Annotated in this window: 6 protein-coding genes; 5 read left to right on the forward strand and 1 reads right to left on the reverse strand. The window is 74.4% G+C overall.

The features are described from left to right. Positions 1-71 precede the first annotated feature (71 nt). Together KY5_RS31820 and KY5_RS31825 are read left to right on the forward strand one after the other, a co-directional pair. A complete protein-coding gene (locus KY5_RS31820) occupies positions 72-338 on the forward strand; it encodes an acyl carrier protein (RefSeq protein ID WP_098247589.1) in 267 nt (88 codons plus the stop codon). Between the two features lie 36 nt (positions 339-374). After that, the gene (locus tag KY5_RS31825; RefSeq protein ID WP_098245441.1) at positions 375-1,397 is read left to right on the forward strand and encodes a MupA/Atu3671 family FMN-dependent luciferase-like monooxygenase; all 1,023 of its coding nucleotides are present in this window, start codon (positions 375-377) and stop codon (positions 1,395-1,397) included. A 112-nt stretch (positions 1,398-1,509) separates the two neighbouring features. Here the strand turns inward: KY5_RS31825 and KY5_RS31830 are convergent, their stop codons facing one another. Beyond that, positions 1,510-3,945 (reverse strand): cation-translocating P-type ATPase, encoded by a 2,436-nt coding sequence (locus tag KY5_RS31830; protein ID WP_098245442.1) that lies wholly within the window; start codon positions 3,943-3,945, stop codon positions 1,510-1,512. A 296-nt stretch (positions 3,946-4,241) separates the two neighbouring features. Here KY5_RS31830 and KY5_RS31835 point away from each other — a divergent pair, with 296 nt between their 5' ends. The 3 genes from KY5_RS31835 (at position 4,242) to KY5_RS31845 (ending at position 15,719) form a co-directional block, all read left to right on the forward strand. Then, positions 4,242-4,457, forward strand: a complete 216-nt coding sequence (locus KY5_RS31835; protein WP_098245443.1) for an MbtH family protein — start codon at positions 4,242-4,244, stop codon at positions 4,455-4,457. Between the two features lie 136 nt (positions 4,458-4,593). Then, positions 4,594-12,495, forward strand: a complete 7,902-nt coding sequence (locus tag KY5_RS31840) for a non-ribosomal peptide synthetase (RefSeq protein WP_098245444.1) — start codon at positions 4,594-4,596, stop codon at positions 12,493-12,495. Beyond that, on the forward strand, positions 12,492-15,719 hold the full coding sequence (locus KY5_RS31845; RefSeq protein ID WP_098245445.1) for a non-ribosomal peptide synthetase: 3,228 nt from the start codon (positions 12,492-12,494) through the stop codon (positions 15,717-15,719). The genes KY5_RS31840 and KY5_RS31845 overlap by 4 nt, the downstream gene beginning before the upstream one ends. The last annotated feature ends 36 nt before the right edge of the window (positions 15,720-15,755 follow it).

A 15,755-nucleotide genomic window follows, 5' to 3' on the forward strand; every position in this document is an offset into this window, starting at 1 on the left:
CAATTCTTGACGGTCTCTTCGCGTGACTGCTAACGTCTTGCCGGAATTCAATTACTGTGCGGGGGTTCTTCATGCGTCAGAATTCTGCTGAGCATTCCGTCGAGTCCCTTACGGCCTGGCTGGCCGAGCGGTTCGCCGGGTACGCGCGGCGCGCTGTGGAGGACATCGATCCGCGGCGCCCGTTCGCCGACTACGGCCTCGACTCGGTGGGTGCCGTCTCGCTCGCCGCCGACATCGAGGACCGCTTCGGCGTCGAGATCGACGCCGAGGAGATGTGGAACCACCCCACGCCCGCCGCCCTGGGCGAGCTGCTCGCCGGCAAGCTCGTCGGCGCCTGAGCACCTCGTCGAGTTCTTCGGGACGGTGAACTGACCATGGACTTCAGCCTGTTGTACTTCGCCAACCGCAAGGTCGACGACCCGCCCGCCGAGTACGACCTGCTCTTCGACGCGGCCCGGTTCGCCGACGAGCACGACTTCACCGCCGTGTGGCTGCCCGAGCGGCACTTCCACCCCTTCGGCGGCGCCTACCCCAACCCGGCGCTCGCCGCGGCCGCGCTCGCCACCCGCACCAGCCGCCTGCGGCTGCGCGCGGGCAGCGTGGTGCTCCCGCTGCACGACCCGCTGACCGTCGTCGAGGACTGGGCGTTCGTCGACAACCTCTCGCGCGGCCGCGTCGACCTGGCCCTGGCCACCGGCTGGAACGCCAACGACTTCACGCTGGTGCCCGAGCGCTACGAGGACCGCAGGGCGTACACGAGGGACCACGTGCCCGTCCTGCGCGACCTGTGGGCGGGCAAGACCGTCACCCGGCGCAACGGGAAGGGCGAGGACGTCGAGGTCGGCACCTACCCGCGCCCCGTCCAGCCGGAGCTGGACATGTGGCTCACCTGCGCCTCCCACCCGGCGGGCTTCGCCGAGGCGGGCGCGCTCGGCCTCAACGTCCTGACCGCGCTGCTCTTCCAGCGCGTCGAGGACCTGGCGCCGCGCGTCACGGCGTACCGCGACGCCCGCGAGAAGGCGGGCCTCGACCCCGACACGGGCCAGGTCACCGTCATGGTGCACACCTTCGTGGGGGAGAGCGACGCGGCGGTGCGCGAGACCGTCCGCGCGCCCTTCCTGGAGTACCTGGAGTCCTCCGTCGACCTGTGGAAGGACCACTGGCAGGACCTCGGCCGCCTCTCCGGCGAGAAGCTCCTGAGCTACGCCTTCGAGCGCTACTTCCGTACGTCGGCGCTGCTCGGCTCGGTCGAGAAGTGCACCCGGTTCGTACGCGACCTGCGGGAAGCGGGCGTCACCGAGGTGGCCTCGCTGATCGACTTCGGAGCGCCGGGACCCGTGACGCTGGACGCGCTGCCCTACCTCGACCAGGTACGGCGCGCCGTCCAGGAGGGCTGAGGGCTCGCCCGCGCCGGGGCGGGAGAGCAGGAGAAGGGCCGTCCGTCGGTGTGCCGGACGGCCCTTCCCCTTCTTCGGAGCGGCACGGGGGAACCGCTCCTCCAGGGGTGGTTCAGAGGGCGGCGCGGCCTCGCCTGCCGTAGGCCCACACGAGTTCGAGCGCGAGGCCCGCGACCACGGCGCAGCCCACCGAGGCCCAGGGCGCGGTGACGCCGACCAGGCGCAGTTGGAAGAAGTCCTGCAAGAAGGGGACGAGCAGGACGACGCAGAAGCCCGCCGCCATGGTCAGGACGAGCAGGATCCGCCACCACGTGTACGGGCGGGCGATGATGGCAAGGGCCCACAGCGCGACGAGGAACAGCGCGAGCGTCGCCGCGGAGGTCTCCGCGTCCAGGTCGTCCGCGTACACCTGCCGCGCCACCAGGTACGCCACCGACGTGGCGAGCGCGGCGAGCGCGCCCGCGGGGATCGCGAAGCGCAGCACCCGGCCCACGAAGTCGGGCCGCGCGCGCTCCTTGCCGGGGGCGAGCGCCAGGAAGAACGCGGGCACGCCGATGGTCAGCGTGCCGATCAGCGTGATGTGCCGGGGCAGGAACGGATAGGGCACGCGCGCGCAGACGATCACGATCGCCATCAGGACCGAGTAGACGGTCTTGGTGAGGAAGAGGTTGGCGACGCGCTCGACGTTGCCGATGACGCGACGGCCTTCTGCGACCACCGAAGGCAGCGTCGCGAAGCTGTTGTCGAGCAGCACGATCTGGGCGACCGCGCGGGTGGCGGGGGAGCCCGAGCCCATCGCCACGCCGATGTCGGCGTCCTTGAGGGCGAGCACGTCGTTGACGCCGTCGCCGGTCATCGCCACGGTGTGGCCCTGGGACCGCAGGGCCTTGACCATGTCCCGCTTCTGCCGCGGCCCCACCCGGCCGAAGACGCTGCCCCGGCCGACTGCTTCGGCCAGATCGCGGGGGTCGTCGGGCAGGTAGCGGGCGTCGACGGGGTGGTGCGCGCCCGGCAGGTCGAGCCCGGCGGCCACCGCGCCGACGGAGACCGCGTTGTCGCCGGATATCACCTTCGTGGTGACGCCCTGCTCGGCGAAGTACCGCAAGGTGTCGGGGGCTTCCTCGCGGACGCGCTGCTTGATGTTGACCAGCGCGCACGGCACCGTCGCGTCCGGCACCGAGGCGGGATCCCGAAGGAGCTCGTCTAGGGGGCGCGAGCAGCGGGCGAGCAGCAGCACCCGCAGGCCGCGCGCGCCGTAGGTGTCGGCGGCGACGAGCACCGTGTGGCCGGGGCGGAGGAGAGTGTCGGGTGCGCCGATCAGCCAGGTCGACTCGACGCCGCACGCCTCCACGAAGGTGGCGCCGCTCCAGCGGCGCGCCGAGGAGAACGGCGCGTTGGCCGTGCGCACCCAGTCGTCGGGGGCCGGATGCGACTCGACGATCGCCCGCATGCTCGCGTTGGGCCGTTCGTCGGCGGCGCCGAGCGCGCCGAGCACCGCCGCCACGGGACAGGCCGGGTCCAGCGAGTGCACCTCGTCGACGTCCATGGACGGCTCGGTGAGCGTGCCCGTCTTGTCCAGGCACACGGTGTCGACGCGGGCCAGGCCCTCGATCGCGGGCAGCTCCTGGACCAGGCACTGCCGCTTGCCGAGCCGGACCACGCCGACGGCGAAGGCCAGCGAGGTGAGCAGCACGAGGCCCTCGGGCACCATCGGGACCAGGCCGCCCACCATGCGGCGCACGGCCTCCGGCACGTCGTCGTCGTTGACCATCAGTTGCGTGATGATCAGCGCGATGCCCGCGGGCACGATGGCGAGCGTCACGAACCGCAGGATCCGGTCGATGCCGTTGCGCAGCTCGGAGTTGACCAGGGTGAACCTGCGGGCCTCCTCGGCGAGCCGCGCCGCGTACGCCTCGCGGCCCACCCGGTTCGCGGTGAACGTGCCGGTGCCCGCCACCACGAAGCTCCCCGAAAGCACGGTGTCACCCGGGCGCTTGACGACCGGATCGGCCTCGCCGGTGAGCAGCGACTCGTCGACCTCGAGGCCCTCGGCGACGCGGACCAGGCCGTCCACCACGATCCGGTCGCCCTGGGCCAGGTCGACGGTGTCGTCGATGACGATCTCGGACGCGGCGAGCGCCACCGGGGCGCCGTCGCGCCACACCCGGGGCCGGGTCTCGCCGATGATGGCGAGCCGGTCCAGGGTCCGCTTGGCGCGGACCTCCTGGACGATGCCGATCAGGGTGTTGGCGAGGATCACGCCGCCGAACAGGCCGTCCTGGACGGGCCCCACGATCATGATGATCACGAAGAGGACGCCGATGACCGCGTTGATCCGGGTCAGCAGGTTGGCGCGGACGATCTCCCCGATGCCGCGGCTCGACCGGGCGGGGACGTCGTTGACCCGGCCCCGCGCGACCCGCTCGGCCACCTGGGCGGCGGTGAGTCCGCGCACCGCGTCGACGGGTCCCCCGGGCACCGGCCCGGCGAAGGCTTCAGGGTCGGCGCCACGACCGCTCTCCTCGTGCGCCTCTACCCGCTTCTCCATGCTTCCGGTGCCCTCCGCACTCGTCGTGCCGGGCCGCTCCCTCCGTGGGGAACGGCCCGGCTGCGTGTCCAGGAGAGACCGTAGAAGCGGGGCAGAGGCCCCCACCAGGCACTAACGGTAGGACGTGGCCTGCACTTTCGATGGAGCGGGCGCCTCCGGACGGGCTCGGCCGACCAGCGGCCGTGGCCCCACGTGGAGGGGGCCGAGGACGGTCCCCTGAAGGTCGAACTAGGCTTCGACGAGGAGAGCGACGCCTGGCGCTCCACCACCGACCGCCCGGGAAAGGAACACGCGCCATGACCAACCCCTTCGAGAACGACGACGCCCCGTACCTGGTCCTCGTGAACGACGAGAACCAGCACTCCCTGTGGCCCGTGTTCGTCGACGTGCCCGAGGGCTGGCGGTCCGTCTTCGGCGAGGCCGCCCGTAAGGACTGTCTCGACTACATCGAGCGGAACTGGAGCGACATGCGGCCCAAGAGCCTCGTCGACGCCATGGACGGGAGCAAGTGACCCCGGCCGCACCGGCCGTCCCCGCACGTCCCGCTCCCTCGGTGCCGCACGGGCCGCTCAGTATGCCGACATGACCCTCCATCCACTTATAACGCGCCAATAAGACCCGCATACCGCGATCTTCGACACTGTCGGCGTGTCAGACCCCCATGCGTACCGAGCAGCGAGCGCCGCGCAGCAAGGCGTCTGGCTGGCCCACCAGTTGGACCCCGGCAGCACGCTCTACCACTGCGGGGTCCGCCTCGTCGTCGAAGGCCCCGGCCTCGACGTGCCGCTGCTGCGCGAGGCCGTGCGGCGCGCGGTCACCGAGGCCGAGACGCTGCGGACGCGGTTCGTCGCCCACGAGGACGAACTGCGCGTGCGGATCGCGGACGTGCCCGAGGAGCCGCTGACCGTCGTCGACCTGCGGGCCGGACCCGAGGCGGAGCGCGAGGCCGCCGCCCGCGCGTGGACGGACGCCGACCTCGCCGCCCCCATGGACCCGGCCCGCGGCCCGCTCGCCGCGCACACCCTGCTCCGGATTGCCGACGACCGGGCCTGGCTGCACCTGCGCTACCACCACATCACCCTCGACGGGTACGGCCAGAACCTCTACCTGCGCCGCCTCGGCGACCTCTACAGCGCCCTGGTGGCGGGCCGCGACCCGGGGCCGAGCCCCTTCGTGCCACTGGGGCGGCTCCTGGACGAGGACGCGCGCTACCGCGCCTCCGACCGCCACGCCCGCGACCGTGCCCACTGGCTGCGGGAGTTCACCGGCGCGCCCGTGCCCGCCACCCTCGCGGGCCGCTCCGCGCCGCCCGGCGCCGAGGTGCTGCGCAGCGCCGTACGGCTGCCGGGGGAGCGCGTACGGGGGCTCCTGGACGCGGTGCCGGACGCCGTGGGCCGCTGGTCGCTGCTGGTCGTCGCCGCCACCGCCGCCTATCTGCACAGGATCGGCGGCGCCCGCGAGGTGGTCATCGGGCTGCCGCTCGCCGCCCGGGTGGGCGGGGCGTCGGTCACCACCCCCTCCATGGCGGTGAACGTGCTGCCGCTGCGGATCGCCCTCGACGAGACGACGACGTTCGCCGGACTGGTCGCCCAGGCCCGGGCGAAGGTCAGCGAGGCGATCAGGCACCAGCGCTACCGGGGCGAGGAACTCCGCGCGGAACTCGGCCTTTCGGGCGCCTCCGACGACCTGCACGGCCCGTCCGTGAACACCATCGCCTACGAGGAGGAACCGTCCTTCGCGGACCTGCGCGTCACCCGCCACCAGGTCATGACGGGGCCCGTCAAGGACCTGTCGGTGGTCGCCGTCGGCACCCAGGACGGCGAGGGCGGCGTCCTCCTCGAACTGGAGGCCAACCCCGCGGTGTACGACGCGGCCGGGCTGACCCGGCACCGCGACCGCTTCACCGCGTTCCTCGACGCGCTCGCCCGCACCCCCGACGAGCCGGTCGACGACGTCGACGTGCTCGGCGACACCGAGCGGGAGCTGCTGCGCGCCTGGCGCGACACCGGCACGGACGCGCCGCCGCCCACGGCGAGCCTCGCGCGCCTCTTCGAACGCCAGGCACGCCTGCGCCCCGACGCGACGGCCCTCGTCGACGTCGACTCCGAACAGGCCCTCACGTACGGGGAGTTGAACGCCCGCGCCGACTGGCTTGCCCGGCGCCTCACCGCGAGCGGCGTGGCCCCCGGCGACCTCGTCGCGCTCCTGATGCGGCGCTCGGCCCACCTGGTGGTGGCGATCCTCGCGACGCTCAAGGCGGGCGCGGGCTACGTGCCGCTGCACCGGGGGCACCCGCCGGAGCGGTCCCGCGGGATCCTCGCCGACACGGCGGCGCGCGCCCTGCTCACCGACGACGTGGCGGGCGCGCACCCGGTGACGGCCGGGGGCGGGCCGCCCGTGATCGAGGTGGGCGACGCCGAGACGGAAGGGCCGGGCGCGGACACGCCAGGCGCGGGCACGCCGGGCGCGGACGTCCCCGGTGATGCCGTCGCGTACGTGATGTTCACCTCCGGCTCCACAGGGCTGCCCAAGGGCGTGGCCGTCACCCACGCCAACGTGGCGGCCTTCGCCCTCGACCGGTGCTGGAGCGACGACGTCGCCGAGTGCGTCGTCTTCCACGCCAACCACGCCTTCGACGCCTCCACCTACGAATTGTGGGTGCCCCTGCTGCGCGGCGGCCGCGTCGTCGTGGCACCGGAGGCACCGCCCACGGCCGAGCACATCGGGCGGCTCATCGCCACCCACCGTGCCACCAACTTCCATGCCACCGCGGGGCTTTTCCGGGTGCTCGCGCAGGAGGCGCCGCACGTCTTCGCCGGGCTGCGGGAGATCTCCACCGGCGGCGACGTGGTCTCCGCCGACGCGATCCGCGCACTCCAGCGGGCCTGCCCCGACCTGGTGGTCCGCACCACCTACGGCCCGACCGAGACCACCGCGTTCGCCACCCACCTTCCGTTCACCGCCGCCGACCCGGTGCCCGACACCGTGCCCATCGGCCGCCCCATGGACCACACCCGAGCCCATGTCCTCGACGCCCGGCTGCGCCCCGTGCCCATCGGCGTCCCCGGCGAGCTGTACGTCGCGGGCGCGGGCGTCGCCCGCGGTTACTGGGGTCGGCCCTCGCTCACCGCGGGGCGCTTCCTGCCCGACCCCTTCGGGGCGCCGGGAGAGCGCATGTACCGCACCGGGGACATCGCCAGATGGCGGCCCGACGGCACGCTCGACCATCTGGAGCGCGCCGACGACCAGGTCAAGGTCCGGGGCTTCCGCATCGAGCCCGGTGAGATCGAGTCGGCCCTCAGGCGCCGCCCCGAGATCGGCCAAGCGGTGGCTCTGGTACGGGAGTTCAGGGGCGACGGCGCGGACAAGCGGCTCGTCGCCTACGTCGTGCCATCGGGCGGGCCCGGCGCCGCCCCCGACCCCGGCGTCCTGCGCACCGCACTGGCCGAACAGTTGCCCGACTACATGGTGCCCGCCGCCTTCGTCGTCATGGACGCGCTGCCGATCACGGCGAACGGCAAGCTCGACCGCGCGGCCCTGCCCGCCCCCGACTTCGGGGCGCCGACCCCGGGCAGGTCCCCGCGCACCCCGCTGGAGGCCACCCTGTGCGGGCTCTTCGCCGACGTCCTCGGTGTCGACCGCGTCGGCATCGACGACAGCTTCTTCGACCTGGGCGGACACTCCCTGACGGCCACGCGCCTCGCGGGTCGGGTGCGCTCCGCGCTCGGCCTCGAACTGGAGATGCGGGCACTGTTCGAGACGCCCACGGTCGCCGCGCTGTCCGCGGGCCTGTCCCGCGTGCGGCGCACAGGACCGCCGCTGCTTCCGGTGCCCGAGGCCGCCCGCCCCGACCCGCTGCCGCTCTCGTACGCGCAGCGCCGCCTCTGGCTCATCGAGCAGCTCGAAGGCCCTGGCGCCACGTACAACATGCCGCTGGCCCTGCGTCTGAGGGGCCCGCTCGATCGCACGGCGCTCGCCCTCGCCCTGTCCGACCTCACCGAGCGGCACGCGAGCCTGCGCACGGTCTTCCCGCAGGGGCCCGAGGGGCGGCCCCACCAGCGGATCCTCACCGGCGCCGCGGGCACACCCGCGCTGACCGTGCGCGACGCGGCCCCCGACGAAGTGCGGGGGCTGCTCGCCGCCGAGGCCGCGCGCGGCTTCGACCTCACCCGGGACCTCCCGCTGCGCGCCACCCTGTGGCACGTCGGCGCCGACGTGCACGTCCTGCTCCTGGTCATCCACCACATCGCGGGCGACGCCTGGTCGCTCCCGCCGCTGCTTCGCGACCTGTCCACGGCGTACGCGGCCCGGCGCGCGGGCGACGACGCCGACCTGCCGCCGCTGCCCGTGAGCTACGCCGACTACACGCTGTGGCAGCGCGCGTTCCTCGGCGACCCCGACGACGACGAGAGCCCCGCCGCCACGCAACTCGCCTACTGGCGAGAGACGTTGGACGGACTGCCGCAAGAACTCGCGCTGCCCTGCGACCGGCCGCGCCCGCAGGCCGCCTCCCACCGGGGCGGCTCCGTGCCGCTCGTCATCGACGCGCACCTGCACGAGCGGATCGGACGGCTCGCCCGCGCGGGCGGCGCCAGCGCGTTCATGATCGTCCAGGCCGCCGTCGCCGCCCTGCTCACCCGGCTCGGCGCGGGCGAGGACATCCCCGTCGGGGCGCCGGTCGCCGGGCGCACGGACGAGGCGCTCGACGACCTGGTGGGCTTCTTCGTCAACACCCTGGTCCTGCGCACCGACACCTCGGGCGACCCGACGTTCCGGGAGCTCCTGGCCCGGGTCAGGGACCGCGACCTCTCCGCCTACGCGCACCAGGACCTGCCCTTCGACCGGCTCGTCGAGGCGCTCAACCCCCGGCGCTCGCTCGCCAGGCACCCGCTGTTCCAGGTGATGATCGCCTTCCAGGGGGTGGCCGACGGGATCGCGGAGTTCGCCGGGGCCGAGGTGGCGCGCGAGCCGCTCGCCGCGCCCGCCGTCAAGTTCGACCTCTCCTTCGAGCTCGCGGAACGGTTCGCCCCCGACGGGACGGCCGCCGGGATCACCGGCACCGTCGAGTACGCGACGGACCTGTTCGACGCGGCCACGGCGGAGGGCATCGCGCGACGGCTCGTCCGGTTCGTCGACGCGGTCACCGCCGACGCCGATCAGCCCCTGAGCGCGGTCGACATCCTCGAACCCGCCGAGCGGGCGCGGCTGTTGACCGAGTGGAACGACACGCGAGCCGACCTCGCCGAAGCCACCGTGCCGGAGCTCTTCGCGGCGCGCGCGGACGAGACGCCGGATGCCGTCGCGCTCGTCTTCAGGGACACCGAGCTGACGTACCGCGAACTGGAGGCGCGCGCGGAGCGCCTCGCCCGGCACCTGACCGGCCTCGGCGCGGGCCCCGAACGCGTCGTGGGCGTCGCGCTCCCGCGCTCCACCGAACTGATCGTCACGCTCCTCGCCGTGCTCAAGGCGGGCGCGGCCTTCCTGCCGCTCGATCCGCAACTGCCGGCGGAACGACTGGAGTTCATGCTCAAGAACGCCGATCCGTTGTGCGTGGTGACGCGCGGGGACGTCGCCGAGGGGCTGCCGACGGCGGGATGCGCGGTGGTGGTGCCCGACGAGGTGGGGGACGGTCCGGGCGACGCCCTCCTCGGCACGGCCGCCCCGGCCCTCGCGGGCGGACAGCACCCCGCCTACGTCCTCTACACCTCGGGCTCGACCGGGCGGCCCAAGGGCGTCCTCGTGACCCGCGAAGGGCTCGCCAACCGGCTGGCCTGGATGCAGGAGCGCTACGGCCTGACCCCCGGCGACCGCGTGCTCCAGAAGACGCCCGCGAGCTTCGACGTCTCCGTCTGGGAGTTCTTCTGGCCGCTGGTGCGCGGCGCGACACTGGTCGTCGCCGAGCCCGATGGGCACAAGGACCCGGACTACCTGGCCGACGCGATCCGCGCGCACGGCGTGACCGTCGTCCACTTCGTACCGTCGATGCTCCGCGCCTACCTCCAGGCGCCGAAGGCCGCCGAACCCTCCGCGCTGCGACGGGTGTTCTGCAGCGGCGAGGCCCTCACGCGGGAGCTGGAGGCCGCCTTCCACGCCACGGTGGACGCGCCGCTGTCCAACCTCTACGGGCCGACCGAGACGGCCGTGGACGTCACGGCGTGGGACTGCCGCGCCGACGACGGGACGGCCGAGGGACCGGTGCCGATCGGCATGCCGGTGGCGAACACCCGCCTCTACGTCCTGGACCGGCGGCTCGGTCTCGTGCCGCCCGGTGTGGTGGGGGAGTTGTACGTGGCGGGCGTGCAGTTGGCGCGCGGCTACGTGCGCCGTCCAGGACTCTCTGCGGAGCGGTTCGTCGCGGATCCGTACGCCGCCTCGTACGGCGTCGCGGGTGAACGCATGTACCGCACCGGTGACTTGGCGCGTCGGCGCCCCGACGGGCAGGTCGAGTACGTCGGCCGCGTGGACGACCAGGTGAAGGTGCGCGGCTTCCGCATCGAGCCCGGTGAGGTCGAGGCGGCGCTGCTCGGGCACCCCCGGGTGGCACAGGCCGCCGTGGTGGTCCGCGCGGACGGGCCCGGCGAGCCCCGGCTCATCGGCTACGTGGTGCCGTCCGGCGGCGGCTGCGATCCGGCGGACGTGCGGCGCTCCGTGCGGGACCTGCTCCCCGACTACATGGTGCCCGCCGCCGTCGTGGCGCTCGACGCGCTGCCGGTGACGGTCAACGGCAAGCTCGACCGCGCGGCGCTCCCCGCGCCCGGCTTCACCGCGGCCCCCGGCGGGCGGGCTCCCCGCACGCCGCGCGAACGCACGCTGTGCGCGCTGTTCGCCGAGGTGCTCGCGGTGGAATCCGTCACCGTCGACGACGGCTTCTTCGACCTCGGCGGCGACAGCATCCTCTCCATCGACCTGGTCAGCAGGGCCCGCGCGGCCGGTCTCGTCCTCACCCCCGGCGATGTGTTTCGCTGCGGCACGGTCGCCGAACTCGCCGACGTGGCGCGGGACGCGGCCGACGGGGCGAGGGCCGCGGTGCCCGCCGAGACGGCGGCCACGGGTGAGCTGGAGCCCACCCCGGTCATGCACTGGCTGCGCGAACGCGGCGGCCGGGCCGACGCCTTCCACCAGTCGGTGCTCGTGTGGACCCCCGCCGGGCTCGACGAGGCGGGCCTGATCTCGGCGCTCGACGCCCTGGGCCGCCATCATGACGCGCTGCGGCTGCGCCTGGACGTCGACGATCACGGGTACGAGGGCGGCGCGCGATGGCGGCCTCATCTCCCTGATGCCGGGTCCTTCGACGCGGCGGGATGCGTACGCCGCGTCGACGTGACCGGTCTCGACGAAGCGGGCCTGCGTGCTCGCGTCGCGGAGGAGACGGTGGCCGCGGAGGGCCGACTGCGGCCGGGCGATGGGGTGGTGCTCCAGGCGGTCTGGTGCGACGCGGGCCCCGAAAGCTGCGGTCAACTCGTCCTCGTCGCGCATCACTTGGCCGTCGACGCGGTGTCCTGGCGGATCCTGCTCGGCGATCTCGCGGCGGCCTGGGGGGCCGTGGCGGCCGGCCGCGATCCCGTACTGGCCCCCGTGGGCACCTCGCTGCGCGCCTGGGCGGCGGCGCTCGTGGCCGAGTCGCGTTCGGCACGCCGCGAGGCCGAGCTGCCCGCCTGGACCGACATCCTGCGAACGCCCGAACCTCCGCTGGGCGGCCGCGCCCTGGACCCGGCAAGGGACCTGGGGGAGACCGCGAGATCCCTCACGGTCACCGTCCCCGACCGGGACGTGGACCCGCTCCTGAACGGGCTCACCGCCGCCTACCGCACCGACGTGCCGACGGTCCTGCTCGCCGGGCTCGCCCTCGCCGTCGGCGCGTGGCGCCACGGAGAAGGCGGGCAGGGCGGTGGGAGCGTACTCGTCGACGTGGAGGGCCACGGCCGCGAGGAGACGCTCGTGCCGGGCGCCGACGTGAGCCGGACCGTGGGCTGGTTCACGACGCTGCATCCCGTACGGCTCGACGCGGACGGGTGGGACGCGGTCCTGGACGGTGGGCCCGAGGCGGGTGCCGTACTCAAGCGGATCAAGGAACAACTGCGCGCGGTACCGGACCACGGCGTGGGCCACGGCCTGTTGCGCCACCTCAACTCCCGGACGGCACCGGCCCTCGCCGCGCTCGCCCGGCCCCAGATCCTCTTCAACCACCTGGGGCGGCTCACGTCCGCCGCCGCGGGCGCGCCCGAACCCTGGCGGCCCGTCGCCGCGCCGCAGGGGCCGCCGCGCGGCACCCCGGGGCTTCCCCTGTCCCACGCCCTTGAGATCACCACGCTGGTCGAGGACCGCGGCGCGGGGCCGCGGCTGCGGCTCACGCTGTCCTGGCCCGGCGGCCTGCTGACCGAACCCGACGTGGCCTCCCTCGCCCGTACCTGGCTGGCCGGACTGAGCGCGCTGGCCCGGCACGCGGAGCGGCCCGACGCGGGCGGCAGGTCGCCGTCCGACCTCGCGCTCGTCTCCCTCAGCCAGGAACAGATCGAGCGCCTCGAAAACACCTGGAGGACTTCGCGGTGAGCGCGGAAATCGAAGACATCCTGCCGCTGTCCCCGTTGCAGGAAGGGCTGCTCTACCACGCCCAGCACGGCACGGAGGGCGCGGCGGGCACGGTCGACGGCTACGGCGTCCAGCTGATCCTGCGCCTCGCGGGCCCCCTGGACCACGCCCGCCTCCGAGCCGCCTGCGGCGCCCTGCTGGCCCGCCACGCCAACCTCCGCGCCGCGTTCCTCCACGAGGACCTGGACCGCCCGGTGCAGCTGATCGCGGCCGAGGTGGAGACGCCCTGGCGGGAGCATGACCTGAGGGGGGTGGGCGCGGGTGCGGCGCCTGTGGCGGAGTCCTTCGCGGCAGCCGATGCGGACCTGCCCCCCGCCCCGCAAGCCGTCGCCGCGCAGTTGCTCCGCGAGGAGCGCGAGCGCGGGTTCGATCTGACGCGGCCGCCCCTGCTGCGGTTCGCGCTCGTGCAACTCGCGGACGACGAGCACCTGTTGGCGTTCACCCACCACCACATCCTCCTCGACGGCTGGTCCGTCCCCGTCCTCGTACGCGAACTGCTCACGCTCTACGCCCACCACGGCGACCCCGCGCCGCTGCCCCGGGTCCGTCCCTTCCGCGACTACCTGGCCTGGCTCGCCGGGCGGGACCGGGAGGCGTCGCTCGGCGTGTGGTCGGCGGCGCTCGCCGGGATCGAAGGACCCACCCGGCTCGCCCCCGAGGCGGCCCCCGCGAGCCCCGGCGCCGCCGCACGGGCGCCCGCGCACCTGACCACCGACCTCGACGAGCGCCTCACCGCGGACCTGCGCACCCGCGCCGCGGCGGGCGGGCTGACCCTCAACACCCTGATCCAGGGCGCCTGGGCAGTGCTCCTGCACAAGCTGACGGGACGCGACGACGTGGTGTTCGGCGGCGTCGTGTCGGTGCGGCCGCCGGAGCTGCCCGGCGTGGCCGACATGGTGGGACTGCTCATCAACACGCTGCCCGTGCGCGTCCGGGTCGCACCGGACGACAGCCTCGGCGCCGTCTGCGCCCGCCTCCAGGACGAGCAGTCCCGGCTGATCGACCACCAGTACATCGGGCTCGCCGAGCTGCAACGCGTCGCGGGTAAGGGCGAGTTGTTCGACACGGTCGTCGTTCACGAGAACTACCCCGTCGACACCGAGGCCACCGCGGACCCGAACACGCCGGGACCGCGCGTCACCGGCACCGAGGACCACGGCGGCACGCACTACCCGCTGGCCCTGATCACCCACCCCGGCGACCGGCTGCGGCTGCGCCTGGACCACAGGACCGACCTCTTCGACGCGGCCGCCGCGCGCGACATCCTGGACCGCCTCGTACGGATCCTGCGGGCTGCGGCGACGGGCCCCGGGCGCCCGGTGGCCCGCACGGACGTCCTGTCCGCGACGGAGCGCGGGCGCGCCCTCACCGACTGGGGCCGCGGCGCCCCGCAGAGAGGCCACGGCCCGCTGCCCGTCCCCGGCGAGCCCGACCTGTCGCGGCTCTTCGCGGCCCAGGCGGCCAGGACCCCGGACCGGATCGCGGTCGTGGACGGCGGGACCCGGCTGACCTACCGCGAACTGGACGTGCGCGCCGAGGCGTTGGCCCGCGAGCTCGTGGAGTGCGGGGCCGGCCCCGGGCGGCACGTCGCCGTCGCGATGGACCGCTCGGCGGACCTCGTGGTGGCGCTGCTCGCCGTCGTGCGGTCGGGCGCCGCCTACGTGCCGATCGACACCCGCTGGCCCGCGGAGCGGCGCCGGTTCATCCTGCGCGACACCGACGCGCACGTCCTGCTCCCCGACGCGTGGGCGCCGCGCACCCTCACCCAGGACGCCGCCCGCGCCCCGCGCTGCGGGACCGCCGCGGCCCACCCCGACGCCCTCGCGTACGTGATGTACACCTCCGGCTCCACGGGCCTGCCCAAGGGCGTCGCCGTCACGCACCGCGACGTGATCGCCCTCGCGGCGGACGCGCGGTTCACCGGCGGCGCGCACGACCGGGTCCTGCTGCACTCGTCGCACGCCTTCGACGCCGCCACCTACGAGATCTGGGTGCCGCTCCTCAACGGCGGCCGGGTCGTCGTGGCGCCCCCCGGCGAACTGACCGCGCCCGCCGTCAAGGGGCTCGTCGCCGAACAAGGCCTGACCGCCGCGTTCTTGACGATCGGTCTGTTCCGGCTGCTCGCCGAGGAGGCGGCGGACTGCTTCGGCGGCCTCCGCGAGGTGTGGACGGGCGGCGAACGCGTGCCGCCCGAGCCGCTGCGCGCCGTGCTCGACGCCTGCCCCGGCACCACCGTCGTCGCCGTGTACGGGCCGACCGAGACGACGACCTTCGCCACCTGCCGGGCGTTCGCACCGGGCGACCGGGTCCCGGACACCGTGCCGATCGGCGGCCCGATGGACGGCACCCGCACCTACGTGCTCGACCGCTCCCTCGGGCTCGTCCCGCCGGGCACCGTGGGGGAGCTGTACGTGGCGGGCGCGGGGCTGGCCCGTGGCTACGTGCGGCGCCCCGGCCTGTCGGCCGAGCGCTTCGTCGCGGATCCGTACGCCGATTCGTACGGAGTGCCCGGCGGGCGCATGTACCGCACGGGCGACCTGGCGCGCTGGACGCCCGAGGGGCGACTGGAGTTCGCCGGGCGCGCCGACACCCAGGTGAAGGTGCGCGGCTTCCGCATCGAGCCCGGCGAGGTCGAGACGGTGCTCCTGGCCCAGCCGGGCGTCGGGCACGCCGCGGTCGTCGTCCGCGAGGACAGGCCGGGCGACCGGCGGCTCGTCGCCTACGTGGTGCCGGGCAGCGGCCGCGCGACCGACGAGGTCGACACGGCGCGGCTCACCGACGCGCTGGCCGAACAGCTTCCTGGGCACATGGTGCCTTCGGCCGTCGTCGTACTCGGCGCGCTGCCGCTGACCGTCAACGGCAAGCTGGACCGCAGCGCGCTCCCGGCCCCCGGGCACGCCACCGTGGCGGGCGGCCGCGAGCCGCGCACGGAGCGGGAGCGCGCCCTGTGCGGGCTCTTCGCCGAGGTGCTCGGGGTGCCCGAGGTCACCGTCGACGACAGCTTCTTCGCGCTCGGCGGCGACAGCCTCCTGAGCATGCGGCTCGCGGGCCGGATCCGCGCCTCGCTCGGCGTGGAACTCCCGCTGCCGCTGCTGTTCAAGCACCCCACGGTGGCCTCCCTCGCACCACACCTGCCGGGCTCGGACGCGCCGCCGCAGCGTCCCCGGCTGAGGCGGATGCGCTGACCCGAGGCCCCGGCCGCCCGCCGCCGCCCCACCCCG

Origin of the sequence: Streptomyces formicae (genome assembly GCF_002556545.1) — a bacterium.
Taxonomy (GTDB): domain Bacteria; phylum Actinomycetota; class Actinomycetes; order Streptomycetales; family Streptomycetaceae; genus Streptomyces; species Streptomyces formicae_A.

Excerpts from the sequence above, each read along its gene's own strand:
- KY5_RS31820 (WP_098247589.1), top strand. The coding sequence starts at position 72 with ATGCGTCAGAATTCTGCTGAGCATTCCGTCGAGTCCCTTACGGCCTGG.
- KY5_RS31825 (WP_098245441.1), top strand. The coding sequence starts at position 375 with ATGGACTTCAGCCTGTTGTACTTCGCCAACCGCAAGGTCGACGACCCG.
- KY5_RS31830 (WP_098245442.1), bottom strand. The coding sequence starts at position 3,945 with ATGGAGAAGCGGGTAGAGGCGCACGAGGAGAGCGGTCGTGGCGCCGAC.
- KY5_RS31835 (WP_098245443.1), top strand. The coding sequence starts at position 4,242 with ATGACCAACCCCTTCGAGAACGACGACGCCCCGTACCTGGTCCTCGTG.